The sequence below is a fragment of the Candidatus Manganitrophus noduliformans genome (assembly GCF_012184425.1).
Classification (GTDB): Bacteria; Nitrospirota; Nitrospiria; order SBBL01; family Manganitrophaceae; genus Manganitrophus; species Manganitrophus noduliformans.
In genome coordinates this window covers 171,068-197,057 of the sequence record NZ_VTOW01000002.1, presented here as the reverse complement: position 1 = coordinate 197,057, position 25,990 = coordinate 171,068, and the positions used below count along the sequence as shown (strand labels likewise).

Here is a 25,990-nt window from a genome sequence, read left to right as displayed (position 1 = left end):
TTATATTGAATTAATTTCTTTTCCCAACCCCCTTCTCAAGTGAGATTTCCATCATGTCGATCGGCTGGATGGTCGTTCTGTTCATCGCCATTTTCGCGGCGCTCCTGCTCGTCGTTCCACTCCACTTTGTCGTCGATTCCAAAGAGAAGCGTTTTTCCGTCCGATGGCTTTTCTTGAGTCTGGCCTTCCGTTTTCCTGACAAACGTTTGGAGATTCGATTTTTCGGTATTCGGTTTCGAACGAAAAAAAAGAAACCGGCCGCTCCCCCCCCGGAGCCCCCTCCCGAAGAGGAGACAATGGAGGAGGAAAAAGAAGAGCGGCCCTCGTTCGTCTCCGTTCTGTTGTCTCGCCGCTCCCTGATGATCCAACTGGCCGAGCTTTCTGTCCAGTATACGCTGGAGCTGCTGCGCGCCTTCTCGATCTCGCATCTTCGGTTGGATCTCTCGTTCGATGATCCGATGATCAATGGGATCTGCTACGGTTCCTTTCAGGGGGTTCGGATGAAGCGGGTTCATCTCGCGGTGAATTTCTGGGGGGAGAACCGTTTCGTGGGGGCGTTCGCGCTGCCGTTATACCGAATGGTGATTCCGACCCTTCGGCTTCTTTTTAAATTACCTTATCGTGAACTCTATCGCGTGTTTCGTGAGATTCGACATCCGGACCGTGTCAGAAGAGAGGAGGTTTCAGCATGAGTATCGCAGAAGATTTGATGAAGACGCTTTTAGAGCAGCTCAAGGCGATTGCAAACACCGATACCATCATCGGCGAGGCGTTTCAGGCGGGCAATGTCTCGATTATTCCGGTTTCCCGGATTTCGATGGGAATCGGCGTCGGCGGCGGCGGACAGTCCCAGCAGGGGGAAGGGGTCGGCGGGGGAGGGGGGGTGAAGGTGGAGCCGATCGCGTTCCTCGTCGTCAAGGATCAGAGCGTCTCGTTGCTGAATGTCGGCAAGGGGAAGGGTCTCGATGCCCTTTATGAAAAGGTCCCCGAATTGATCGACAAGGTGGTCGAGAAGGTTTCCCAGAAGGTCGGAAAGCCGGAAGCCGAAGAGCGGGTCGAGAGACCGAGCCCCGGCGCGCCGGGATTCACTCCGGGATTGCAAACCCCATAGAAAGGATAAAATACGTGAGGCGTGAGGGGTGAGGCGTCGGGGATAAGATCCAAAGATTTCTTCTTTCGTCTTTAAACCCCTCATGCCTTATGCCTCACGCCTCACGCGTTTACGCTCTTATGATCAAATACCCCGATATTGACCCGGTCTTCATCCGGATCGGTCCGCTCGCTTTCCGATGGTACGGGTTGATGTATGCCCTCTCCTTTATCGCGGCGATCTTCATCATCCGCGCGACGGCGGTCCGGAGGGGGCTTAAGATCTCGAAGGAAGAGATCTCCGATATGATGCTCTACGTCGCGATCGGAGTCATCTTGGGAGGCCGCCTCGGGTATGTCCTCTTCTACAATCCGGGGTTCTACCTTGAAAATCCCTCGAAGATCTTTGCCGTTTGGGAAGGGGGGATGTCGTTTCATGGGGGGCTGATCGGCGTTTTGGTCGCCGGCGCCCTTTTTTGCAAACGGTATCAATACGCCTTCTACGATCTGGCCGATATCTCGGCGCCTGCGGTGCCGGTCGGCCTCGGGTTGGGACGGATCGGGAATTTCATCAACGGCGAGCTCTGGGGCCGGCCGACCGATGTTCCTTGGTGTATGGTCTTCCCTCAGGCGGATGACGCCTGCCGCCATCCCTCCCAGCTCTATCAGGCCGCATTGGAAGGTCCGGTCCTCTTTCTCATCCTCTGGGTCCTCTCCGGCCGAAAACTGCCGCGAGGGGTTGTCTTCTGGTCCTTCTTTCTCTTTTACGGTCTCTTTCGCTTTATCACTGAATTCTTCCGTGAGCCCGACCCGCAATTGGGATTGATCCTCGGCCCCCTCTCGATGGGGCAGCTCCTCAGCCTGCCGATGTTCCTTCTTGGGGCGGTGATGGTTGCGATCCAATTTAAACGGGGAGAGCCTCCGCCGAGCCCCGCTCCGGTAGAGGAAATAAAGCGCGACCGGACGGCCGGAAAGAAGAGACGTCAATAGTCGATCCGCATCAAAAAGAGTCCCTGCGGCGGGGCGGTGGGACCGGCCAGGCGGCGATCGCGTCCCTCCAAAATTTCAGGAACCTCTGAAGCGGCCCTTCTGCCGCGCCCTACCTCCACGAGCAATCCGACCAAATTCCGGACCATGTACTGCAGAAAGCGCGGGGCTTGAAAGGTGATCCGAATCCGGTCCCCTTCTTTCCGGAGATCGATCTTTTCCAGATCGACGATCCGATCCTCCGCCTCGCCGGCGGCGGCGCAGAGCGATGTGAAATCGCGACGGCCGATCAGCAAGCGGCTTGCTTTCCTCATTTTGGAAAGATCCAACGGCTGAAAAACATGCCATGCCGTCCGCCGGTGAAGGGGAGAACGGCGTGGATGATTGTAGATGAAATAGGCGTAGGTTTTTCGCTTCGCGGAAAACCGCGCGTGGAATGACGCGGGGACTTCTTCGGAAGATCGAACGGCGATGTCGTCCGGCAGATGGGCATTGAGCCCGCGGGTCCAGGTGTCGGTATCGAATGGGACCGGCGGGGCGAAGTGAGCCACCTGGCCGAAGGCATGGACCCCGGCATCGGTCCGTCCGGCGCCGGTGATCCGGACCGGCTTTCCGGTCAGTCGCCGTAGGGCGTTTTCAACGGTTCCCTGAACGGTCGTAAGGCGGGGCTGAATCTGCCAGCCGTGGTAGTGGGCGCCGTCATATTCGAGGGTCAGCTTGATGAGGTTCCCGGCCATTTTCGTTATGAGTCGGCTTGGGCGGAATCAAGGTATCGCTCGATTCCCCTGAAGAGGGACTCGGCGATTTTCTGCCGGTATGCGGCGCTTCGAAGGCGTTTCCCTTCGGCCGGATGGGTCAGGAAGGAGATTTCGGCGAGAATGGCCGGCATGTTCGTATGGGCCAACACGTAGAAAGGGGCCCGCTTCACGCCGAGGGAGGTGGTCGGATATTTCGAGATCAGATGATCGACGAAGGCCCCCTCGGTGATGTGGGCCAGCTCCAGCGACGCGTTCATGTTAAAATCGCGTTCCAGGTCGTTCAAGATCACCTCTTGAAAATCGCGGGCCGCTTTTTCACTGGTGGCGTTTTCGCGCGCCGCGACCTCGATCGCCCGATCATCGGTGGCCCGGCCGAGGAAATAAACTTCGACCCCTTGCGTATTCCGCTTCGGGCTCGCGTTGGCATGCACCGAGATGAAGAGATCGGCTTTTTGGGCATTCGCCATGAGGGTCCGCTCGTCGAGGGGGATGAAGACATCCTGATCGCGGGTCATGATCACTTTTTTCTTGAGTTTCTTCTCAATCATTTTCTTCAGCCGGAGGGAAACATCGAGGACGACCTCTTTCTCCTCCAATCCATTGACCCCGATGGCGCCCGGATCTTTTCCCCCGTGTCCGGGGTCGATCATGATGGTCTTAATCGTGAAGAGGGGAGGCGGGGGGAGCAACGCCATCACGTCGGGCTCGGCGGATTCTCCCTTGGCGCGGGTAGTCACCGTCTTCTTTTCAACGTTGGTGACATCAATCACCACCCGGTCGGGATCGCTGAGCGGGATTACTTTGTGGGAGCCGAGCTGCTTAAAGGTCAGCACGACATCGACCGTATTTTCCTCTTTTTGTTTTGCCTCAATCTGTTTTAGGGGGGCATCTTTGACGGCGATCGACCGGTTCTTTTTGAAAAGCTCTCCTAGGACGGCATCGGAAAGACGGACAGTCAGCGAGGTGGGAGAAGATTTCTCAACCCTGAAAAGAGCCGGGCGATCGAGATCGATGACGACGCGGGTATAGTCCGGATAGGCCCAATGCCGGATATTGGAAAGGACGGCTCCCGCCGGTTTCGGAGCGGGTGCCTGTCCGACCAGCGCTTCGATTCGATTGATCTGCCGCTGCGCCTCGTTCCAAAGGGAGGGTTCGGACGGTTTCTGTGAGATCTTTTGATAGTGTTCCCTCGCCTTTTGGAGGTCGCTCTTCCGATCGGAATAGAGGTACAACTCCTGGTAGAGCCGGGCGATCTCAAAGAGGACCTGCCCGTCGTTTTGCTTGAAGGCGCGGGTCTCTTTATACTTTTGAACGCACTTCTCCCAATTGTCCCGGAATTTTTTCCGCTCGGGGGCCGCTCTCAAGCCGTCCCGGCAGGCATCGGCTTCTTTGATGTCTTCCGCCGCAATCGCAGGCGAAGCCGTCGGCATCGCCGCTACGATTACGGAGAGAATCAATATCGGGAAAATAAAACGCATCGGGTAAAAGAACAGTCGATGTGGATGGAGCAATCGTTTCATAGGCAGTTTGATTTTTCCCGGCCCCGCGTGCGCGCCGAATCTTTAACAGGGGGGAATCGGGTTTGTCCAGAGTTGAGCCGCTCGTCGGAAAGCCGTTTTGGAAATAAGTGCGCTGTTTCCAGACAAGGTAAACCGAAAGAGAAATCTTGTCAAATTCCCCCTTCTTTTTCCCTTCCATCGTACCATAACTCGAACCTTTTTCTTGACATTTTTCACCCCCCTATGTTACCGTCGAAAAATTCTCAGTTTGCTTTTCAGTCCGAAAAACTTGTTTCAATTCTAAAGGAGTAGATAAAGATGAAGAAGTACCTCTTGGCGCCGGGTCCGACGCAGGTCTCTCCCGAGGTTCTCTTGGCCATGGCCCAGCCGATTCTGCATCACCGCGCCCCCGAATTCGCGAAGATCCTCGAGCGGGTCAAACAAGATTTGAAATGGCTTTACCAGACCCAGAACGACGTCCTCATCATCGCTTCATCCGGGACCGGCGGCATGGAAGGATCGGTCACCAACTTTCTCTCTCCCGGCGACAAAGCCCTCTTCGTCAACAGCGGAAAATTCGGCGAGCGCTGGGGGAAAATCTGCGCGGCCTACGGCGTTAAGGCGGAGGAGATCAAGGTCGAGTGGGGATACGCGGTGAAACCGGAGCAGATCAAAGCCGCCCTCCAGAAAGACCCGTCGATCAAGGCGGTCTTTACCCAGGCCAATGAGACGTCGACCGGCGTGGCCCATCCGATCCGCGAGATCGGCGAGGTCGTCAAACAGTTCGAAGGGACCTTAATGGTCGTCGATGCCGTTTCGGCGATGGGGGTTTTCGACATCCAGACCGATGCGTGGGGCCTCGATGTCGTCGTCACCGGCTCGCAGAAGGCGCTGGCGTTGCCTCCGGGATTGGCGTTCGTCTCCGTTTCCGAGAAGGCGTGGCGCCAGTCGGAGAAGGCGAAGAACGCGAAGTTCTATTTCAACTTCAAAAAAGAGCGGGAAGGTTTGGCGAAGAATCAGACCGCCTACACCCCGGCGGTCTCGCTGATCGTCGGTCTGGACCAATCGCTCCGGATGCTTAAAGAAGAAGGGCTGCAAAATGTGTTTGCACGCCAGGGGCTTCTTGCCAAAGCGACGCGGGAGGCGATGAAGGGGTTGGGGCTATCCCTCTTTCCGAAAGAGTATCCCAGCGATGCGGTGACGGCGATCGAAGCGCCCCAGGGCTATGACGGCCAGGCGATCTACAAAGATCTCCGCGTCAAATACGGCGTCACGGCCGCGGGCGGACAAGATCAGCTCAAGGGAAAGGTCTTCCGGATCGCCACGATGGGATACATGGACACCTTTGACATCATCACGGCGGTCGCGGCGGTCGAGATGGTCCTGAAGGGGATGGGGCATCCTTTGAAACTCGGGACCGGCGTCGGAATCGCGCAGGAAATTCTCTTAAAAAAATAGCTTTCAGGAAGGCTGTTTGGAGGTTTTATGAAGGTATTAATCAGTGATTCCCTTTCAGAACGGGGCGTTGAAATCCTGAAGAAGGCCGGTTTGACGGTTGACGTCAAAACGAAGCTGACCCCGGCGCAGTTGATCGAGGAGATCCCGAATTACGATGCCCTCATCATCCGGAGCGGCACCAAGGTAACGAAGGATGTGATCGCCGCGGCGAAGAACCTCAAGGTGGTCGGCCGGGCCGGATCGGGGCTCGACAACGTCGATCTTCCCGCCGCGACGAAGCGGGGGATCGTCGTCATGAACACCCCCGGCGGGAACACGGTGACCACCGCCGAGCACTCTTTCTCCCTTCTGATGTCGATGGCCCGGCAGGTTCCCCAAGCGAACGCGTCGGTGAAGTCGGGGAAGTGGGAGAAGAACAAGTTCATGGGGATGGAGATCTTCAATAAAACGATCGGGATCGTCGGGATCGGTCAGATCGGGAGCTACGTCGCCAAGCTTGCCCAGGGAGCGAACATGACGGTCATCGCCTACGATGCCTTCCTCTCCCCGGAGAACGCCAAGAAGTTAGGGGTGGAAGTGGTCGATCTGGAGACCCTTTTCTCCCGGGCCGATATCATTACCCTCCACGTGCCGTTGACAACCGAGACGAAGCACATGATCAACGCGGCGGCGATCCAGAAGATGAAACATGGCGTTCGGATCATCAACTGCGCCCGCGGCGGGATCGTCAACGAGACCGATCTCTTCGACGCCCTCAAGAGTGGAAAGGTCGCGGCGGCGGCGTTCGATGTTTTCGAAAAAGAGCCGGTCGATCCGGCGAATCCGCTTCTCACATTGGATAATTTCATCTGCACCCCCCACTTGGGGGCGGCCACCACCGAAGCGCAGGAGAATGTGGCCTGGGCGATTGCGGAGCAGGTCGTCGATTTTCTCGTCCGGGGGGTTGTCCGGTACGCCGTGAATCTTCCCTCGGTCCCTGCGGATCTTCTTCCGAAAGTCCAGCCCTACGTCGAGCTGGCGGAGAAGATCGGCGCTTTTCTGGGGCAGACGGTGGAAGGGGGGATCGAAAAGGTCACGATCGAATACCACGGCGAGGCGGGCGATCTTCAGACCAGTCCGATCACGCTTGCCGCCATCAAGGGATTGCTTGCGCCGATCCTGGAAGAGACGGTGAATTATGTGAATGCCCCCAGCATTGCCAAAGAGCGGGGGATCGAGGTGAATGAGGCGAAGAGCAGCGACGCGGGGAATTTCTCCAGTTTGATCTCGATCAAGGTGAAGGCGGGAGGGCAGACGAAGGTCGTCTCCGGGAGCATCTTCAACAAGAAAGAGCCGCGCTTCGTGGAGATCGACGGCATGTCGTTGGAAGTCGTCCCCGAGGGGCATATGCTCTACCTCTTCAATGAAGACAAGCCGGGGGTGATCGGCGGGCTGGGGCAGCTTCTCGCAAAGAATCAGATCAACATCTCCCGAATGCAGCTCGGACGTGAACGGGCCGGCGGCAAAGCGATCTCGGTCGTCGGTATCGACTCGGTCGTCTCCCCGGAAGTGCTCAAAGATCTCAAATCGCTCCCGCACGTTCTCTCCGTGAAGCGGGTCAAACTCTAAGAAATTACCTAAAGGGCGGGGCCGGGGATCAGGGGCCGGGGTTCGGTTTAAACTTTTTGAGTTTTTGCCGGTCCCCGACCCCTGGCTCCCGGCCCCCGGTTCTTTCAATGAAATTACCCGGTAAACCAAGAACGATGATTCCAAAGGGGGTGGCCACCTTCCTTCCCGAAGGAACGTCGAGACGCCGCGAGATCGAGCGAAAAATCCTCTCTCTCTTTTCCCGGTGGGGATATCAAGAGGTGATCACCCCGATTTTCGAATACCTCGATGTCTTCTCACTCGGGGTGGGAGAAGAGCTTCTCAACCGCGCATATAAGTTCGTCGATCGTGCGACGGGGCGGATGATGGTTTTGCGCCCCGACGTCACCCCCCAGATCGCGCGAATCGCCGCGACCCTCCTGAACGACCAACCGCTTCCGATCCGCCTTTGTTACTCGGCGAATGTCTTCCGCCACGAGGAGGAGCATGCCGGGAGGGAACGGGAGATCCACCAGATCGGGGGAGAGCTGATCGGTCCCTCCAATGCCGAAGCCGACGCGGAAACGATCTCCCTCGCGATCGAAATCCTGCAGAAGCTGGAGCTCAAATCGTTTAAGATCGCCCTGGGTCAGATGGCGTTTACGCGGGGGATTCTCCAGCCGTTTGAATCGTCGCCCGCTTCGTTCAAAAGGATCTTGGGCGCGGTCGCAAAAAAAGATGCGTCTCTTCTGGAGGCCCTCTTAAAAGAGGAAAAGGTCGGTCCGAAAACGCGGAAGCAGGTCCTCTCGCTCCTGGACCTCTTCGGCGGGGAAGAAGTCTTCGCCGCGGCGAAGCCGCTCGCCGTCTCTCCCGCCTGCAAAGCCGGTCTTCGACGGCTTCGGGAAGTGTATGAGATTTTAAAACAGGCCGGACACCAGGAGTTTCTCTTGATCGATCTTGGCGAGGTCCGCGGGTTCGATTATTATACCGGGACGATCTTTGAAATTTTTGCGGAGGGGGCCGGCTCCGAATTGGGGGGAGGGGGCCGATATGACCACCTCCTGGAGAAGTTCGGCGCTCCCTCTTCTTCCACCGGGTTTGCCCTTCACATCGAGCGGATTCAGTGGGCGTTGGAACAGGCGGCCGGATCGGACGGCGACTATTCGTCGGCCGATTTTCTGGTGCTCCATACCGCCGAGGGGACGTCCGAGGCGATGTCGCTTTCTCATCAACTTCGCGACGCCGGTTATCGGGTGATCCGCCGAAACGGATTTCACGGCGCGGTCGAGTCGTATCTTTCCGAGGCCCGCAAGCAAAAGGTGGCGAAGATCCTCCTGATCACGGGAGGACGAGACAAAGGCATCCGCTCCGTGGATGTTCGTACAGGCCGTCAAGAGCGCCGGAGCCATCCCGATTTTCTGGAATGGTTGAGATCATCCTGATCCGATTTTTCCTTCAAACAGATTCTTAAATCTTTCGGGTGATGCTGTGATGCAGACAGATCTTTCTATTCAGAAGCTCCCTCCTCAGAACCTCGAGGCCGAGCAGGCGGTCTTGGCGGCCGTCCTCCTTGATAATCAAGCGGTCAATAAAGTCGTTGAGATCTTGCGCGCCGATGAGTTCTACAAAGAGAGTCATCGAAAGATCTTCTCCGCCATGTTGGAGCTCAATGGGAACAACGAGGCGATCGATCTGATCACTTTGACCGAGCATCTCCGGCTGAAGGGGCAGCTCGACGCGGTGGGAGGGGCCTCGTATCTGGCGGAGATCCTCAACAGCGTCGCGACGGCGGCGAATATTCGAATGCATGCGAAGATCGTCCATGAAAAATCGCTCCTCCGGAGCCTGATCAGCATTGCGACCGACATCGTCACCGTCGGGTATGAATCGCAAGGGAAGGTGGAAGATCTTTTGGATCATGCCGAGCGGAACATCTTTGCTATTTCGGATAGGAAGATGCAGGGAACGTTCGTTCCGATGCGGGAGCTGGTGAAGGCCGGTTTCGAGATCATCGAGAAGCTGGCCGACCAGCGGCTCACCGGGCTTCCGACCGGTTTCAAAGACCTCGATAAAATGACCTCCGGCCTTCAGGCGGGCGATTTGGTCATCGTGGCCGGCCGCCCTTCGATGGGGAAGACGGCGTTTGCGTTGGGAATGGCCCAAAATGTGGCGATCAAAAATCGGCAGACCGTCGGCGTCTTCAGTTTGGAGATGTCGAAAGAGCAGCTTGTTTTTAGAATGCTTTGCTCCGAGGCGCGTGTCGACTCGCACAAGATCCGCTCCGGATATCTGGGACGGCCTGGAAACGACAATTGGCAACAGCTGATCCGGGCGGCCGGAAAGCTAAGCGAGTCGCCGATTTTCATCGACGACTCGGCCTCCATGTCGATTCTGGAGATGCGGGCGAAGGCGCGCCGCCTCAAGGCGGAACATAACCTGAATCTGATCATCGTAGACTATCTTCAATTGATGCGGGGACGGGAAGACGCCGACAACCGGCAGCAGGAGATTTCCGATATCTCCCGTTCTTTGAAAGCATTGGCGAAGGAACTCCACGTCCCGGTGATCGCCCTCTCCCAACTCTCCCGCGCCGTGGAGTCGCGGCCTGAGAAGAAAAAAAGGCCGATGCTCGCCGATCTGCGGGAATCGGGCGCGATCGAGCAGGACGCCGATGTGGTCCTCTTCATCTATCGGGAGGAGGTGTACGATCCCTGTAAATGTCCTCGGGAGGGAGAGTGTATCTGCGGCCGCAGAGGGCTGGCGGAGATCATCATCGGAAAACAGAGAAATGGACCGATTGGAGATGTCCCGATGGCCTTCATCGATCGATATACCCGCTTTGAAGATCTCTCCGACGATCATCCGAAGCGGCTACAGGGCGGGATGGAGGGCTAGAATCAATTTGACAAGGTTCTTGATTCCTCCTATAATTTGATGAATCTAAAGAGTCTGTTTAATTCTATGGTGACGAAGAATCCCGATAGGCCGGGGTTCTTAACACTTCTCAAGTGGATATCCAAAGGGATTGCCCCATCTTCATCAGGCGCTTAGGGCTCTTCAATCTGGATCGGCTGCAATGCCTGCCCCTCATATCGCGTTCTTCCAACTTGTTTAACCAAAGGATGATTTATGTTTGGACTGGGAATGCCAGAACTGGTGGTTCTCCTTGTGATTATCCTCATCATTTTTGGCGCCGGAAAGCTTCCTGAGATCGGATCTGGCCTCGGCAAGGCGATCCGGGGTTTTAAAAAGGGAATGTCGGAGCCGGATGCCATCGATGTCACCCCCAAGGAAAAAGGAGAAGAAGGTCGGAAAGAAGGTATCGAAAAGCATTGAGTGGTGATGGAGGTTCCTATTAAGATACGTCCAATGCAGTACTTCAGTCGGTGTTTTGAAAGCGCTTCAACATTTTTCTTCCTTCTGATCTTTTTCTCCCAATTCGTCTCTTGCGCTGCATTAAAAACAAATGAATCGCCTCTAGATCCCGCGCCCAACAAAGAGGCACGGGAGGAGATTCCCGACCCGGAAGCCTATTATCATGCCGTGGTCGGTCTCCAGTTTGAGAACGAGGGGGAGGAGCGGGCCGCGTTAAGGGCCTACCTTGCGGCGCTTCAACATGACCCGAACTCCGCCTTTCTCTTGACGCGGGCGGCCGCGCTTTTAAGCCAGTTCGGCAATCAGAAAGAGGCGATCTCTTATGGAGAGCGCGCTTTGCAGCTTCATCCCAATGATCCTAGGGTATTAAATCTTCTCGGGAATATTTACGTGGCTTCCGGGAAAACGGAGAAGGGGATAAGCGCTTTTCAACGGCTCGTCGCAGTCGATCCGAAAAGGGTCGACGCTTATTTTAGTCTTGCCAGTATCTACGCCGCCAGGGGGGATCTTGCCCCGGCCGAGGAGATGATCCGAAAAGGGATTGAAGCCGAGCCGGCCTCCGGTTTGGGTTACTACTATCTTGGCAAGATTTCTTTTGAGAAGAAGGCGTTTGAAGAGGCACTGCAGCAGTATCGGAAGGCGCTGGCGCTTCATCCTTATTTCGAGCAGGCCCATCTTGAAGTCGCCCGCATCCACGAATTGCAGGAAAAACCGGAAGAGGCGGAGAAGGTCTACCGTACGATTCTTCAAGAAGTCAATCCGAGGAGCCGGGAGGCTACGGCGCGGCTGGTTCAGTTGCTGATTCAGGGGAAGGCGTTCGACGAGGCGCTTCGCTTTTTAAATGAGATGGCCCAATCGGACCCCGCCAACTTGGATATCCCCCTCCAGGAAGCGCTGATTTGGGTGGAGAAAAAAGAGTACGCAAAAGCGATTGAAAAAGTTGAAGCGGTCATGAAGGGAAGGCCGGAGGATCTTCGCTTGAGAATTTATGTCGCCTCGCTTTATGAAGAGAGCGAAAACTACGAAAAGGCTGTCGCGATCTATCAGGATATTCTCGGAAGGGATCGTCAGCTATACGACGTGCGCATCCGCCTGGGCGCCCTCTATTTTTATAAATTGAAAAAAATAGAGGAAGCACTGGAGCAAGGAGAACTGGCAAAAAAGATCGACGATCAGCGGCCGGAGGCGTATCTTTTTAACGGACTGATTTTTTACGAGGAAGACCGGTTCGAAGAGGCCGCCCGGATTTTTCTTCAGGGGATTGAAAAAAACCCAAAAATACCCGATCTTCATTTTCATCTCGGCGCGACCTATGACAAGCTGAATCGGTTCGATGATCTGATCCGACAGATGGAAAAAACGATCCAGCTCGACTCGAATCATGCCAACGCCTTAAATTATCTTGGTTACACTTACGCGGAGAAGGGAATCCACTTGAATGAGGCGATCGACTTGATTAATCGCGCCCTGGCCATCCGGCCGGATGACGGCTACTTTGTCGACAGTCTCGGCTGGGCCTATTACAAGAAAGGGAAAATTCAAGAGGCGCTCGAGGCGCTCAACAGAGCCGTTTCGCTGGTTCCCGAAGACCCGGTAATCCATGAACATCTCGGCGAACTTTACTTAAAGCAAAACCGTCTGGACCTTGCCAAAGAAGCATGGGCTCGGTCGCTGGAATTGGATCCGAAGAACGACAAATTGATTTCTCGATTCAGAGAGGCCGGTTTCGGAGAGCCTCTTTTAGAGGAACATCCTCCGAAGAAAACAGACGGGCTGGAAGTCCTTCCTACGGAATCATCCAACCAAAAAGAAGTGTCTAAAGGATCAATTCACTAGATATGGAAGTAAGGAGGGGGTACATATCGAACCGATTGGCATCTTGTGATGATTGAGATTCTGGTCATCGCCAATCGGATGTGGATAAAATGATCGGGCACGTTCACTGAAAGTAGAAACCGAAGTAGATTTAGATGCGGTATCGCCTTCTTAATTAAATTTGATTCTTCTCATCTCTACTTAGTTGATTTCAGAGGGGAATGGATTTTCTTGGATTCGTTTTCTCTCTGCCGATTGACAAAAAGTGTCAGATGCAGGATTGAATGCTGACAATCTTCGGACGGATAGAGAGATCTTATGCGAAATAAGAAAGCACAACTCTGTAATAATTAAAGAGAATTTAATTCTATTCCTTGTGGGAATGTTGGCATATAACCTGCACTACCTCGGCCTGAAGTTCGACAAGGAAATACGAGAAGTCGATTCAAACAGAGGAGGAAAAAGATGCTTCATCAAGTAAAAAATCAGAAGGGCTTCACGCTCATTGAGTTGATGATCGTGGTTGCGATTGTCGGTATTCTCGCCGCCATCGCGATCCCGAACTTTTTAAACTATCAGGCCAAGTCGCAGCAGGCCGAGGCGAAGGCGAATTTGGGGTCGATTTTTACGAATATGACCGCCTATTCCGCTGAAAACGCGACCGGCTTCACCGGAGGTGGAACGACACAAATCGGCTTTGCCACTTCAGGGACTCCCAGGTATACCTATACGATTACGGGCCAGCTCGTCGATACTTTCCTCGCGACGGCGACCGGAGCCTTGGGGCGTGTGGTCGGTGATGTTTGGACGATCAATCAGACCAAAACATTAACGGATGTCGATCCAGGTTCGTTTACCAGCTAATATGATAGGAGGGTGGATGGATCCAACGGTTCATCCACCCTCTTTGCGGCCGATGGCTCAAAAAAAAATAGACCTTTTAGGTCTTTTTGTTTTTTTAATCCCGTTTTCAGCCTACCTTTTCACCGCCGCGCCGACCCTTTATTGGCGGGACGGGGCGGAGTTTCAGACGGTTGGATTCGTTTTAGGCATCGCCCATCCATCCGGCTCTCCCCTTTACGCCATCATTTCCAAATTATTCACATTCATCCCCATGGGGAGTATTGCATTTAAGGTCACCCTTCTCTCCGCTTTTTTCGGAGGGGTGATCTCTTATCTGATTTATCGAATCATCCAGGCAATTCTCGTTCACATCTCGTTCGGAATGACGCAACGGTTCAATCCTCATTCGATTGAATGGATCGCATTTTCCGCGGGCCTTCTTTTTTCTTTATCCAACGCGTTATGGGAGAATGCAAACGTGCCCGAAGTTTATACGCTTGCGAACGCGTTTACCGCCTGTTTTATTTTACTCCTGGTCTGTGCGATCGGCCGGGATGCCGATTCTCAAAAACAGTTCAAAGCATTTTCGATCTTGATGTTTCTCTTTGGATTGAGCCTGGGCGCACATGCGGCGGAGATCTTTTATCTTCCGTTTTTACCGGTCTTACTGTTTTTCCTCTGGCGTCGGCGTACCGGATCGGGCGTTTTAAAATATGGCTCGATTTTATTGTTCTTCTTCATTTTGGGCTCTTCCGTTTTTCTTTATCTGCCGGTTCGGGCGAGTCAAGCTCCCGCCTTTAACTGGGGCGATCCCCAGACCCTTGAGCGATTTCTCATCCATGTAACGGATCGAAAAGATGCGCCGGTTCATTTTGATGTCCCAAGCAGTCAAGATGTATGGATTCCCCAATTGATCAACTACGCTCGGTTTTTCCCCGACAGCTTTTCGTTTTTCGGAACGCTTCTCGGCTTGATCGGATTGGTTTATCTTTTCCGAAGAGAGAAGAAAGTCCTTGGGATCATGGCCACTTTTTTCTTTCCCCCCTTCCTCTTTTTTATCCGTTTTTGGTGGGATTCTTCAAATTACCTCTCCGGTTTTATCATTTTTACGATATTATTGGGGGTGGGCTCCGGGTGGGTCTACCTCAAACTGGTTGATCTGGCGGAGCGATCTCAGCAGAATCTTCATTTGACGAAAATATTCGGGGTTCTTCTGACCGCCAATATTTTGATTCTCGCGCCGGCTCATTTCATTCAGAACGATAAATCGACCTATTGGGGGCCGGGCAAGGTATTCAAAAGAATTTTGCTCGATCTTGAAAGCAATGCCATCGCATTTACCCGTGATGCCTACTTCGCGTTCAGCTATTTGCAAAATGCAGAAGCCATGCGCCCCGATGTCACGCATTTAAGCTCAGTCGAGTTTGTATCACCCTCCTTTTTCTTTACGGTGACACAAGCGCGATTTCCCCTTGTCACCGTTCCATCGACCGGGCGAGAAAAGTTAGGGTCGGCGTTCCTCAGCAGCAACATTATGAATCATCCCATTTATTGGCAGCCTGATCCTGAGAACGATCATCTCGTTGCGCCGTATCTCTCTCTGGACGGGCTGTTTTTTAGAATCCAGGAAACTCCGCCGCCTCTGACCCAAGAGAGGATCAAGAGTTATCTCGCAAAGATAAAGGATTCCTTTGATCCGAATGAGATCCCTCTGGATTCGGAGGAGAGTCGGTTTTATGGAGATGCCTTCTCGAAAATGGGGGCCTATTTTCTCAAGGAAGGAGGCTTTGATATCGCCCTTCAGCATTTTGAGACGGCCAATGCCCTGAGTCCGGATAACGTTGTTTTTCTAAACCTCCTCGGGGTGGCTCACGGCCAGCTAAAGCAGGTGGAGCGATCAGAGGAATATTTCAAGCGGGCGCTCTCTCTGGACGCGCAATCCTTGGATGTTCAGAGAAACCTCGGCATCCTTTATCTAGAAGAGAAGCGGTTTCGGGAAGCGGAAGGAGCCCTGTTAAAAGCGTCGATGCTTCAGCCGAAAAATGCGGAGACGAATTACCAATTAGGGCTCCTCTATGAGCAAATGGGAAAGAAGGAAGAGGCCGCTTCTTATTTTGAACGAGCGATCGCAGCGTCTCCTGAATATAGAGATACCCGGGAACGATTGAATCAGCTTCAATCATCATAAGGAAAAAGGAATGCTTGAAAATCAACGGATCGGGGTGGTTGTCCCGGCCCATAATGAGGAGCGGCTGATCGGGCAGGTATTAGAGACGATCCCTTCTTATGTGGATCGGGTGTTCATTGTCGACGATTTCAGCACCGATCGAACGGTGGAAATCGTAAAGGGATATATGCAGAGGGCGCCTTATCGATTCACGTTGATTCAGCATACTCAAAATCAAGGGGTGGGCGCCGCCATTGTGACCGGCTATAAAAGCGCGACGGATGAGAAGATCGACGTGGTTGCAGTGATGGCGGGCGACGCGCAGATGGATCCGGCCGATTTAGTCCGCGTCGTCTCTCCGATTCTTCGCGGCGAATCGGATTATGTGAAGGGGAATCGGCTGTTCCGAGGGGAGTCGTGGAAAATGATTCCCCATCATCGATACTTGGGGAATTCGATCCTTTCGCTCTTGACGAAGATCGCATCGGGCTACTGGCATATCGCAGATTCTCAATCGGGGTACACCGCCATCTCACTGACGGCGCTCCGCGCGCTGGATCTGGACAGCATCTACCAGCGATACGGCATGCCGAATGATCTGCTGATTACGCTGAATATTAATAATTTCCGAGTGAAGGATATCTCCGTTCGTCCGATCTATAACATCGGCGAGAAATCGGGAATCCGGCTTTGGAAGGTCATTCCGACCATCAGCTGGTTGCTGGTGAAAGGATTTTTTAAGCGGATGGTCGAGAAGTACATCATCCGCGATTTTCATCCGCTGGTCTTCTTTTATTTTCTCGGGATTTGCCTCACCCCTTCCGGGGTATTGTTGGGACTCTACTTATTTTCATTGCGAGTGATGGGGCATGGTGTCACCGCGACCAGCGCCCTCTTTTCCGCCTTTTTGATCATTTCCGGGCTCCAGTCGCTTTTCTTCGCAATGTGGTTTGATATGGAGTATAACAAACATCTGAAGTGAAATTGTGAATGTGAAAGTTTGTCTGCTCACGACATCATTCCCGCGCTCGAAGGAGGATCATTCGGGCATTTTTGTTTCCCGTCTCTGTCGTGCTTTGGTTTCATCCGGTATCCGCATTGACGTCGTCGCACCGGGTCATGAAGCGACCCCTGATTCCGAGCTGATCGACGGATGCCATGTTTATCGATTCTCTTATTTTTTCCCACAGAAATGGCAGCGGCTGGCCTATGGACCGGGCGGCATTCCGGGTAATTTAAGCAGAAGCCCCTGGCGTCTCATCCAACTTCCTTTCTTTCTCTTGACGTTTTTGTTCAAGGCCGTGAAGGTTGCGAAGGGGTCGGACATCATTCATGCGCAATGGATTCCCTCCGGCATTATCGCGTGGGTCGTCAGCGTTTATCGGGGAATTCCTTTCGTCGTCACCCTGCGCGGGAGCGATGCGCTTTATGCGCGAAGGAGCGGTTTTTTATCAGCGGCTTCTCTCTGGATTTTGAGGCGGGCGGCCGCCGTAACGACGGTGAATAAAGAGCTTCGCGCGTGGCTGATCATCGGTGGTCTCCCACAAGACCGAGTTGTATTCATCCGAAATGGCGTCGATCTGGAGCCCGAGAGACGAGACGGAGAAGCGTCCCCCTTTTACCGGATTCTTTTTGTCGGAAATTTCATCCCCATAAAGGGGATTCGATACCTCATCGAAGCTTTTTCAACGGTGATCCGTTCCGAGAGCAACCTTCGCCTGACGCTGATCGGGGAGGGGGAAGAGAGACCCGCCCTGGAGCGGCAGATCAAAGAAAACGGGATGAATGCGTTTGTGGAATTTGTCGGGATGCAGCCTCCGGAGGAGATCCAAACCTGGATGAGTCGATCCGATTGCCTGGTTCTTCCCAGTCTCTCGGAAGGAACTCCCAATGTCGTTTTGGAAGCGATGGCGTGTGGGATCCCGGTCGTGGCGTCGGATCTTCCCGGCATACGGGAAGTGGTCCGAGATGGGGCGACCGGATTGTTGACAAAGCCTCAGGATCCGGAAGATTTGGCCGAGAAACTTTTGAAGCTGGTTCGGGATCGGTCCCTTTCCGAAGAAATGGGGAAAAAAGGACGGGAGGCAATCGGCGAGATGGGCCTGGACTGGGAAGCGGTTGCCGGGCGTTATCGAGAGGTCTACGAGCGGGTATGTGCGGGATCGCGGGAATCTTCAATTTAAACGGAAGACCGGTCGAGCAGACTGAACTCGCTGCGATGACGGAGCGGCTTCGGCATCGCGGTCCCGACGGCTGGGGGCATTATCTTAACGGGCCGGTCGGCCTCGGACAGACGCGGTTGGCCGTGATCGACCTGGAAGGGGGAAAGCAGCCGATCTACAATGAGGACAAGACGGTGGTAACCGTCTTCAATGGAGAGATCTATAATTTTCAAGAAATCAAGCGGGACCTCGAAGCGGCCGGACATGTTTTTACCACCCATAGCGATACGGAGGTCATTGTTCATCAGTACGAGAAAGAGGGAATCAAGGGTGTTCAACGATTCCGGGGGATGTTCGCTTTTGCCCTGTGGGATCAACATCGAAAGAAACTCCTCCTTGTCAGAGATCGTGTCGGCAAGAAGCCGCTCTATTACGCCATCGATAAAAACCGATTAATCTTCGGATCGGAGATCAAAGCGTTGTTGGCGGTCGGCGGGAGCTGCCCTTTGAACTATCCCGCCCTGGATCTTTTTTTCAAGTACCAATTCATTCCCGGGCCGGAGACGATCTACCAAAACATCCGCTCGCTTCCCCCCGCGCATTGCCTAAGCATCGATACACAGGGTGTGGAGATCAAGCGCTACTGGGAGGCGCCTTACCCGTCTCACGAAAGAATCTCTGAAGAGGAGCATGTCGCGTCGCTCCGTCAGGCGCTTGAAGAGGCGGTTCACTTAAGGCTCATCAGCGACGTCCCCTTGGGCGCTTTTTTAAGCGGAGGAATCGACTCGTCGATTATTGTCGGGTTGATGAAAAAAAAGGGGATGGAACGGATAAAGACCTTCTCGATCGGGTTCAAAGAGGCGAGCTTCGATGAAACTCCTTTTGCCGAACAGGTTGCCCGATTTTTTCAGACCGAGCATCAGAACCACCCGCTGGAGGTTCAGGTCGAGGAACTCTTGCCGAAGCTGGTCGATCATTTCGATCAACCCTTCGGTGATTCCTCCGCGATGGCCGTCTATCAATTGTCCGAGGCGACAAGACGTTCGGTGACCGTGGCCCTCTCAGGCGATGGGAGTGATGAGATCTTTGCAGGCTATCGAAGATATGTCGCCAGGAAGCTGCTCAAATATTATTGGATTCTTCCGAAAAAACTTCGGCAAAGAGGAATCGAGCCCCTTCTGTCCCTCTTCCCGGAATCGACCGTTTATTATGATCGGAGTCTTATCCGCCAGCTTCATCTTCTGATCGGCGCCTCGCAGCGATTGGAAGCGGATCCCCTGGAACTTCTTCCTACCACATTTTCCCAAGAGGAGCGCGATTGCCTTTATCGCCAACGGATGAAGACCGAGCTCAAAACATTCGAAAAAGATCAACCCCATCAGCTCGCGGATCGTTATTCAACTTTGGATGAGATTTCCCAGATGATGTGGGTCGATTTTCATACCTACTTGCCGGATGATATTCTCGTCAAGGTGGATCGGATGAGCATGGCGCACGGGTTAGAGGTCCGATCTCCGTTTTTGGATCAGAAAGTAGTCGAATCGGTGATGAAAATGCCGATCGGCTTAAAGTTAAAAGGCTTCGAGACAAAATCTATTTTAAGAAAGGCATTCCGAGATTTGCTCCCGGCGCAGATTACGCAGCGGAAAAAGCACGGCTTTATGATTCCTCTGGGGGATTGGTTCAAGGCGGGGCTAAAGGGTTTTGCTCACGATGTCCTGCTCAAACAGGACAGAGAAGGTCTATTCGATCTTTCCTATATCGAGCGGCTCTGCGCCGAGCATCAGAAAGGGTTTCGGGATCATAGCCAGAAACTCTGGCTGTTGCTGGTTTTCCGCTTGTGGGAGGAGCGGTGAGTCTCCAGGGGAAAAAGATCTTATCGATCTACTACAAACACAAGCCGGGCGGATTGTGCAAAAGACTCTATATGATGTTCAACGCCCTGACGGAGGGGGGTGGAGAGGTTCACTACATCGCGGTGGAGCCTTATCCGATCTCTCATGCCAAGGTCATTCCCCATCTTCTCTGGACCCCTTTCCATCGGACGGAGGGGGTCTTCTTCTGGATTTACTTTATTGCAACGGCTCCTTTTTACGCACTTTGGATCGGTTATCGGTTCAAAGTGGACATCGTCTCCGTCTTCGGCGCCGTGTACGGTTTTCTCGCTTTGCTTCTGAAGGGATTGCTCGGAAAACCGATCCTGACCTTTGTTCGATCCGATCCGTATGAAGTGAATCGCTTGCTGCAGCGTCCCCCCTTCCTGCTGCTTCTGGAGGATCTGCTTGCGCGTATCGGTTTGAAATACTCGGACAGAATTATCACCGTCAATGATCGTTTGAGAGAGATCATTTCGTCGCGATATCGGATCGGTCCGGAAAAAATAAGCGTGTTGACGAACCATATTCAGTCTCGCCCGGAGCGTTTTTTGCCGATCGATCTCTGTCGCAAGGAGTTAGGGCTCAACAGTGAAGATTTTGTCGTCATCACCGCCTCTGTCCTGGATCAGAGAAAAAATGTGGAGATCCTCATCCGGTCCGGCGCCTTCTTAACGGCGCCCGCCGTTTTCCTCATCGTCGGGGATGGCCCGGAGAAGCGGCGCCTGCAGCAGCTGGCCGAAGAGGCGAACGGAAAGGCGAGGTTCGTTTTTTCCGGTTGGCAAGGGGATCTCTCCCCTTTTTTTGGCGCGGCCGATCTGTTTGTGACGACATCACAACACGAAGGATGTTCAAACTCCCTCCTTGAGGCGCTCGCTTGGGATCTTCCCTGCCTTGCAAGCGATCTTCCCGAAATCAGAGAAGTCCTCCCGTCCGAGCGCCTTCTCTTTCGGCCGAATGACGCAGCAGCGCTGGCGGAAAAAATATCGAGGGCGGTCCTGGATCAAGCGAGTTTGGAACAGATGAGGAAAGCCTGTGCGGAGGCGAGAGAAAAGCTTCGTTTTGATTGGGATAAAGCGGTCATCCATCTTCATGAAGCGGCCTTCCATCGAGCGGCTTGAGGGTGGCAAGGAATCCCTGACGCATCGTTTTAGCGGTGCGTCGGAGAAATGAGGAGACGGGAGAATGCGCGATGATCAAGAATAAAAAAATCTTCATCACAGGGGGCGCCGGTTTTATTGCGAACACCCTCATTTCGAGGCTGGTCGCCGAGAACGAGATATGGGTGTATGATAACTTCCATCGAGATACGTTGTCGACCAGTCTCCATGCAGGCCATAAGAACATCACCGTCTCGAAAGGGGATGTCTTAGACTACGATCGCGTCTTGGAGTGTATGAAGGGGGCCGACATCGTGGTTCATGCGGCCGCCATCGCCGGAATCGATACGGTGATCAAGAGCCCCACTAAAACAATGAAGGTGAATATGCTCGGCACCGCCAATGTTCTTGAGGCGGCCCATCAGAATCGCGTTGGGGATCGGGTCGTCGATTTCTCCACATCCGAGGTTTTCGGCAGCATGGCATTCAAAGCGACGGAAGACCGGGAGACCGTGGCGGGGAGCGCCGGAGAGGCGAGGTGGACCTACGCGGTGAGCAAGCTGGCCGGCGAGCATCTCGCCGTCGCCTATTTTAGGGAGTTCGGTTTGCCGATCGTCTCCGTCAGGCCGTTTAACGTCTATGGCCCCGGGCAGACGGGGGAGAGCGCCATGCAGGTCTTCATTAAAAAGGCATTGAAGAATGAAGATCTGCACATCCACGGGGATGGGAGTCAGATTCGCGCCTGGTGTTATGTCGATGATTTCGTCGACTGCCTCATCGAATGTCTCGAAAATCCGAAAGCGGTCGGTGAGTCGTTCAACATCGGAAATGCAAGGGCCGTGGTGACGACCTATGGGTTGGCGCAAACGATCTGTCGTGTTTTGGGATCGAGCTCTAAAATTTTGTTTAAACCGGCGCTTTCCGCCGAGGTCGAGCTGAGGGTCCCTTCCGTCGAAAAGGCCTATCAACTGTTAGGCTTCAGGGCCAAGGTCAACATGGATGAGGGAATCATCAAAACGGCGGAGTGGATCAAAGGACATTTATGAGTGTTCATGGAGAGGTCGGCGATCGACGTGATCAACCTCAGCGGGTGATGAATGGATAGAGATCCGATTCGGTTGGTAAAACCGGATATTCCGGAAGAGGCCCTTCGGCGGGTGGCCGACGTCATCCGATCAGGCCGGCTGGTCCAGGGCGAGTATGTTCAGAAGTTCGAGCTTGCCTTGCAAGATTATTTGGGAACTCGGAATGCAGTCGTTGTTTCGTCGGGGACCGCCGCCTTGCACCTCTCACTGATGGCGTTGGGTCTTCAGAGCGGCGATGAGGTGATCGTTCCCGCCTTTACTTTCCCTGCGACGGCCAATGTGGTCGAAGTGATGGGAGGAAAGCCGGTCTTGGTCGACATCACCCTGGATGATTTTTGTATCGATACAGCGCAGATCGAAAAAGCGATCACGAAGAGAACAAAGGTGATCATGCCGGTACACGAGTTCGGGCAGCCGGCGGAGATGGACCGGATCATGTCGATCGCCAGGAAGTATCGACTGGAGGTGATCGAAGACGCGGCCTGCGCGCTGGGGGCGGAATTCAGCCATAAAAAGGTCGGGACATTCGGGAGACTCGGCTGCTTCAGCTTGCATCCTCGAAAGATGATCACCACCGGTGAAGGGGGAGTCGTGATCACCGATGACGATATTTTGGCCGAAAAGGTGAGATCGCTGAGGAACCATGGGCTCTCTCCCAGCGGGAATGGATTTGATCTCATCTATGCCGGATTGAATTATCGAATGACCGACATTCAAGCGGCATTGGGGTTATCCCAATTGGGAGCGATCGATGCGTTCGCTCAAGCCAGAGAGCAGGTGGCGCAGATGTATCAAGAACGGCTGGCCGGGATCGGCTGGATAAAAATACCCTCCAGCTTTGAGAAGCGGAGATCCATTTACCAGACCTATCATTTGTTGCTCGATGAAAACATCCAGCGTGATTTCTTGATCACCTCCTTAAAACAGGAAGGGATTGAGACAAACTACGGCGCTTATGCGTTGAATTGTCTCGGCTACTATCAACAAAAATATGGTTATACTGGAAAAGAACTTCGGAACGGCGTGAGAGCGTATAAACAGGGACTGGCGTTGCCGATTGGAGCGCATGTCAGTAAAGACGGCATCGATTATATTGCCGGTACGCTGAAAAAAAAGGGAAGGCCCGCGGTCGATGGATTTTGAAAATCAGAAAAGACACGCCTCACACGGAAGCGGTCAATTTAAAATCGAGGCGTTCAAGGAGATCGGGGAGAACGTCATTTTCGAGGAGGGAGTTCTCGTTTTTCATCCGGAGCAGATCCGCATCGGCAATAATGTTTATATCGGCCATCGGACGATCTTGAAGGGATATTACCAAAATGAGATCGTCATCGGAGATCATACCTGGATCGGCCAGAATTGCTTTTTTCACGGCGCAGGAGGGATTCGAATCGGGAAGGGGGTCGGGATCGGTCCAACGGTCCAGATCCTGACCTCCGTGCACCGGTCGGAGGATCTTACAAAGCCGGTCCTTGCTCACCCCCTTGAGTTCAAGCCGGTTGTCATCGAGGACGGCTCGGACATTGGAATCGGCTCCATTATTCTTCCCGGCATTCGGGTGGGGGAAGGGGCGATCGTGGGGGCGGGCTCGGTGGTGACGAAAGAGGTTCCTCCGTTTTGTATTGTCGCGGGGAATCCGGCAACGTTTCTGAGAAAGAGAGGAGCGTCGGATCGTGGCGCATCGGAAGATCGTCATCGTTGATTATGGGATGGGGAACGTGGGCTCCATCCAGAACATGCTCAAGCATCTCGGCGTCGAATCGGTGATCTCTTCTCAGATATCCGAGATCCAATCGGCCGACAAATTGATCTTGTCGGGCGTCGGCGCTTTTGATACGGCGGTGAAGAATATTCACGAACGAAATCTGCTCCCGGCGCTCAATCACCGGGTCCTCAAAGAAAAGAAACCCGTTTTGGGGATCTGTTTGGGGATGCAGTTGCTGACGCAGCGGAGCGAGGAAGGAAAGCTCGCCGGTTTAGGATGGATCGAGGGGGAGACGATTCGATTCAAGTTGGATGGATCTCAAAAGCTCAAAGTCCCCCACATGGGGTGGAATCCGGTTGCGGTTCAGAAGGAGAGCCCTCTTTTTCAGGAGATGCCGGCGGAGCCTCGTTTCTATTTCGTCCATTCCTATCATGTCGTCTGCAAAAAAGAAGATGCGCTCTGCACGACGCATCACGGCTACGACTTTGTCTCTGCGGTTGAGAAAGAAAATATTTATGGGACGCAATTTCATCCGGAGAAGAGCCATAAATTCGGACTCCAGCTGTTGAAAAATTTTGCGGAGCGGGTCTGACATGTTGCAGACCCGGGTCATCCCCTGTTTGTTGGTTCAAAATGAGCGGCTGGTGAAAACGGTTCGATTCAAAAATCCCTCCTATGTGGGAGATCCGGTCAATGCGATCAAGATTTACAATGAGAAAGAGGTCGACGAATTAATTCTGGTCGACATTTCGGCCACCGTTGAACAGCGCGCACCTTCCTTCAAACTGATCGAGCAGGTGACCAGCGAATGCTTCATGCCCCTTTGTTATGGAGGGGGGGTCCGGACGCTGGAGGAGATCCGGCAAATTCTAACACTGGGGGTTGAGAAGGTGGCGATCAACAGCCATGCGGTTGAAGACCCATCGTTTATCAGAGAAGCCTCCGACCGGTTCGGAAGTCAAAGTATCGTTTTATCGATGGATGTGAAGAAGACCCTCTGGGGAAAATATTTGGTCCACACGCACGGCGGGCGCAAAACAACCAAACTGGAGCCGGTCGAATTTGCCCAAGAAATGGAAGCGATGGGCGCCGGCGAGATCTTGCTTAATTCCATCGACCGGGATGGAACGTGGGAGGGATACGATCTCGGTTTGATTAAAGCGGTGGCCGATGCGGTGAGCATCCCCGTGATTGCTTGCGGCGGCGCCGGTCGCATCGATGATTTTTCAGAGGCGGTCAAAAAGGGAGGGGCCTCCGCCGTTGCGGCGGGGAGCATGATGGTTTATCAGGGTAAGGATCTGGGGGTGCTCATCAACTTTCCAACTCAGGAGGAGCTGAAAAAGGCGCTCCATACCGGAAGGGACGCAAGATGATCTGCTCCCGCTGCATTTACGATGATCACATCCCTTATATTACGTTCGATCCGGCCGGCGTCTGCAATTACTGCCGGCAGCATGATCAGCTGGAAAAGGAGTACCCGACGGGGGAGGAGGGATCGCGTCGTCTTCAACACCTTGCCGAGAAAATAAAACGGGCGGGACGGAATAAAAGATATGACGTGGTCGTCGGGGTAAGCGGCGGAACCGATTCGTCTTATCTGCTGTATCTTGCGAAAAAGCTCGGACTGCGACCGCTCGCCGCCCATTTTGACAACACCTGGAATTCGAAGATCGCCGTGGAGAACATCCATGGCGTCTTAAAAGCGCTCCAGGTCGATCTCTTCACGCATGTCGTCGATAACCGAGAATTCTGCGATCTGTTTAAATCCTTTTTGAAGGCCTCGGTTCCCGATATCGACACCCCTTCCGACATCGGATTGGCGACGACGCATTATCTGGCCGCCGAAAAATATGGAATCAAATATATCTTCGAGGGGCACTCCTTCAGAACGGAGGGGATCTCTCCCCATGGATGGTTCTATATGGATGCGAAATATATCGAAACCGTCCAATCGCAGTTTGGCTCATATAAAATAGAGACCTTCCCGAATTTGTGGATGATGCGCTGGCTGAAATGGACGGCGGTCGATCGGATCAAAAAAATTCGCCCTCTTTATTACATCGACTATCAGAAAGAGGAGACGAAGCAATTTCTCAATAAAGAGTATGGATGGAAATGGTACGGCGGACATCATATGGAGAACAGGACCGCCTATTTCACCAATAACTATTATCTACCGAGAAAATTCGGGATCGACCTGCGATATTCCGAATTCTCGGCTTTGGTCAGAAGCGGTCAAATGACCCGGTCGCAGGCGCTTGAAAAAATCAAAGAGCCGAAACCTTTCGACCCGACGATTCTGGAGGAGATGAAGAAACGACTCGATTTGAAAGATGAGGAGTTTGATCGCTTGATGAATCTTCCACGAAAAACGTATAAGGATTATCAGACTTACAAGGAGACATTCGAGCGAATGCGGTGGTTTTTCTGGGTCATGTACCGATTCAATCTGGTTCCAAAAAGTTTTTATATGAAATACACGCAGCGATACGACAATCGCTAGCCGT

23 protein-coding genes are annotated in these 25,990 nt (G+C 53.5%); 21 read left to right on the top strand and 2 right to left on the bottom strand.

Annotated elements, in window-relative coordinates; all coding sequences use genetic code 11:
- Nucleotides 1–53 precede the first annotated feature (53 nt).
- The 3 genes from MNODULE_RS10340 (at nucleotide 54) to lgt (ending at nucleotide 2,079) form a co-directional block, all read left to right on the top strand.
- Nucleotides 54–692 carry a hypothetical protein gene (locus MNODULE_RS10340; RefSeq protein ID WP_168059461.1) on the top strand — a complete coding sequence of 213 codons (639 nt, stop codon included), beginning with the start codon at nucleotides 54–56 and terminating at the stop codon, nucleotides 690–692.
- The gene (locus MNODULE_RS10335) at nucleotides 689–1,111 is read left to right on the top strand and encodes a GerW family sporulation protein (RefSeq protein WP_168059459.1); all 423 of its coding nucleotides are present in this window, start codon (nucleotides 689–691) and stop codon (nucleotides 1,109–1,111) included. Before MNODULE_RS10340 ends, MNODULE_RS10335 begins: the two co-directional genes overlap by 4 nt.
- Before the next feature lie 122 nt (nucleotides 1,112–1,233).
- On the top strand, nucleotides 1,234–2,079 hold the full coding sequence (lgt, locus tag MNODULE_RS10330) for a prolipoprotein diacylglyceryl transferase (RefSeq protein ID WP_168061093.1): 846 nt from the start codon (nucleotides 1,234–1,236) through the stop codon (nucleotides 2,077–2,079).
- Here the strand turns inward: lgt and truA are convergent.
- The gene (truA, locus tag MNODULE_RS10325; RefSeq protein WP_168059457.1) at nucleotides 2,073–2,813 is read right to left on the bottom strand and encodes a tRNA pseudouridine(38-40) synthase TruA; all 741 of its coding nucleotides are present in this window, start codon (nucleotides 2,811–2,813) and stop codon (nucleotides 2,073–2,075) included. The two genes, lgt and truA, sit on opposite strands and share 7 nt — an antisense overlap.
- 5 nt (nucleotides 2,814–2,818) lie before the next feature.
- Nucleotides 2,819–4,354, bottom strand: coding sequence for an N-acetylmuramoyl-L-alanine amidase (locus MNODULE_RS10320; protein ID WP_168059455.1), 1,536 nt, complete (start codon nucleotides 4,352–4,354; stop codon nucleotides 2,819–2,821).
- Nucleotides 4,355–4,651: 297 nt separating this feature from the next.
- Between MNODULE_RS10320 and MNODULE_RS10315 the strand changes: the two genes are divergently transcribed.
- From MNODULE_RS10315 to MNODULE_RS10230, 18 genes are all read left to right on the top strand, one after another.
- Complete coding sequence (locus tag MNODULE_RS10315; RefSeq protein WP_168059453.1) at nucleotides 4,652–5,791, top strand: pyridoxal-phosphate-dependent aminotransferase family protein; 1,140 nt, start codon at nucleotides 4,652–4,654, stop codon at nucleotides 5,789–5,791.
- Between the two features lie 27 nt (nucleotides 5,792–5,818).
- A complete protein-coding gene (gene serA, locus MNODULE_RS10310) occupies nucleotides 5,819–7,399 on the top strand; it encodes a phosphoglycerate dehydrogenase (protein ID WP_168059451.1) in 1,581 nt (526 codons plus the stop codon).
- Nucleotides 7,400–7,506: 107 nt separating this feature from the next.
- Nucleotides 7,507–8,799 carry an ATP phosphoribosyltransferase regulatory subunit gene (hisZ, locus tag MNODULE_RS10305; RefSeq protein WP_168059449.1) on the top strand — a complete coding sequence of 431 codons (1,293 nt, stop codon included), beginning with the start codon at nucleotides 7,507–7,509 and terminating at the stop codon, nucleotides 8,797–8,799.
- 49 nt (nucleotides 8,800–8,848) lie between these two features.
- Nucleotides 8,849–10,252, top strand: coding sequence for a replicative DNA helicase (gene dnaB / locus MNODULE_RS10300; RefSeq protein ID WP_168059447.1), 1,404 nt, complete (start codon nucleotides 8,849–8,851; stop codon nucleotides 10,250–10,252).
- Nucleotides 10,253–10,486: 234 nt separating this feature from the next.
- Nucleotides 10,487–10,693, top strand: coding sequence for a twin-arginine translocase TatA/TatE family subunit (locus MNODULE_RS10295; protein ID WP_168059445.1), 207 nt, complete (start codon nucleotides 10,487–10,489; stop codon nucleotides 10,691–10,693).
- 33 nt (nucleotides 10,694–10,726) lie between these two features.
- Complete coding sequence (locus MNODULE_RS10290) at nucleotides 10,727–12,568, top strand: tetratricopeptide repeat protein (protein ID WP_168059443.1); 1,842 nt, start codon at nucleotides 10,727–10,729, stop codon at nucleotides 12,566–12,568.
- Nucleotides 12,569–13,012: 444 nt separating this feature from the next.
- Entirely contained in the window at nucleotides 13,013–13,411 is a 399-nt protein-coding gene (locus tag MNODULE_RS25055) for a type IV pilin protein (RefSeq protein WP_168059442.1), read from the top strand.
- 16 nt (nucleotides 13,412–13,427) lie between these two features.
- Complete coding sequence (locus tag MNODULE_RS10280; protein ID WP_168059441.1) at nucleotides 13,428–15,578, top strand: glycosyltransferase family 117 protein; 2,151 nt, start codon at nucleotides 13,428–13,430, stop codon at nucleotides 15,576–15,578.
- 10 nt (nucleotides 15,579–15,588) lie between these two features.
- Nucleotides 15,589–16,539 carry a glycosyltransferase family 2 protein gene (locus MNODULE_RS10275; protein WP_168059440.1) on the top strand — a complete coding sequence of 317 codons (951 nt, stop codon included), beginning with the start codon at nucleotides 15,589–15,591 and terminating at the stop codon, nucleotides 16,537–16,539.
- A gap of 4 nt (nucleotides 16,540–16,543) precedes the next feature.
- A complete protein-coding gene (locus MNODULE_RS10270; RefSeq protein WP_168059439.1) occupies nucleotides 16,544–17,740 on the top strand; it encodes a glycosyltransferase in 1,197 nt (398 codons plus the stop codon).
- Nucleotides 17,710–19,575 (top strand): asparagine synthase (glutamine-hydrolyzing), encoded by a 1,866-nt coding sequence (gene asnB / locus MNODULE_RS10265; protein ID WP_168059438.1) that lies wholly within the window; start codon nucleotides 17,710–17,712, stop codon nucleotides 19,573–19,575. Before MNODULE_RS10270 ends, asnB begins: the two co-directional genes overlap by 31 nt.
- On the top strand, nucleotides 19,572–20,714 hold the full coding sequence (locus MNODULE_RS10260) for a glycosyltransferase (RefSeq protein WP_168059437.1): 1,143 nt from the start codon (nucleotides 19,572–19,574) through the stop codon (nucleotides 20,712–20,714). The genes asnB and MNODULE_RS10260 overlap by 4 nt, the downstream gene beginning before the upstream one ends.
- Nucleotides 20,715–20,785: 71 nt before the next feature.
- Complete coding sequence (locus tag MNODULE_RS10255) at nucleotides 20,786–21,739, top strand: NAD-dependent epimerase/dehydratase family protein (protein ID WP_168059436.1); 954 nt, start codon at nucleotides 20,786–20,788, stop codon at nucleotides 21,737–21,739.
- Between the two features lie 51 nt (nucleotides 21,740–21,790).
- On the top strand, nucleotides 21,791–22,921 hold the full coding sequence (locus MNODULE_RS10250) for a DegT/DnrJ/EryC1/StrS family aminotransferase (RefSeq protein ID WP_168059435.1): 1,131 nt from the start codon (nucleotides 21,791–21,793) through the stop codon (nucleotides 22,919–22,921).
- Nucleotides 22,911–23,480 carry an acyltransferase gene (locus tag MNODULE_RS10245; protein WP_168059434.1) on the top strand — a complete coding sequence of 190 codons (570 nt, stop codon included), beginning with the start codon at nucleotides 22,911–22,913 and terminating at the stop codon, nucleotides 23,478–23,480. Before MNODULE_RS10250 ends, MNODULE_RS10245 begins: the two co-directional genes overlap by 11 nt.
- Nucleotides 23,452–24,075, top strand: a complete 624-nt coding sequence (hisH, locus tag MNODULE_RS10240) for an imidazole glycerol phosphate synthase subunit HisH (protein WP_202882174.1) — start codon at nucleotides 23,452–23,454, stop codon at nucleotides 24,073–24,075. Before MNODULE_RS10245 ends, hisH begins: the two co-directional genes overlap by 29 nt.
- Before the next feature lies 1 nt (nucleotide 24,076).
- Entirely contained in the window at nucleotides 24,077–24,856 is a 780-nt protein-coding gene (locus MNODULE_RS10235) for an AglZ/HisF2 family acetamidino modification protein (protein WP_168059433.1), read from the top strand.
- On the top strand, nucleotides 24,853–25,986 hold the full coding sequence (locus tag MNODULE_RS10230; RefSeq protein WP_168059432.1) for an N-acetyl sugar amidotransferase: 1,134 nt from the start codon (nucleotides 24,853–24,855) through the stop codon (nucleotides 25,984–25,986). Before MNODULE_RS10235 ends, MNODULE_RS10230 begins: the two co-directional genes overlap by 4 nt.
- The last annotated feature ends 4 nt before the right edge of the window (nucleotides 25,987–25,990 follow it).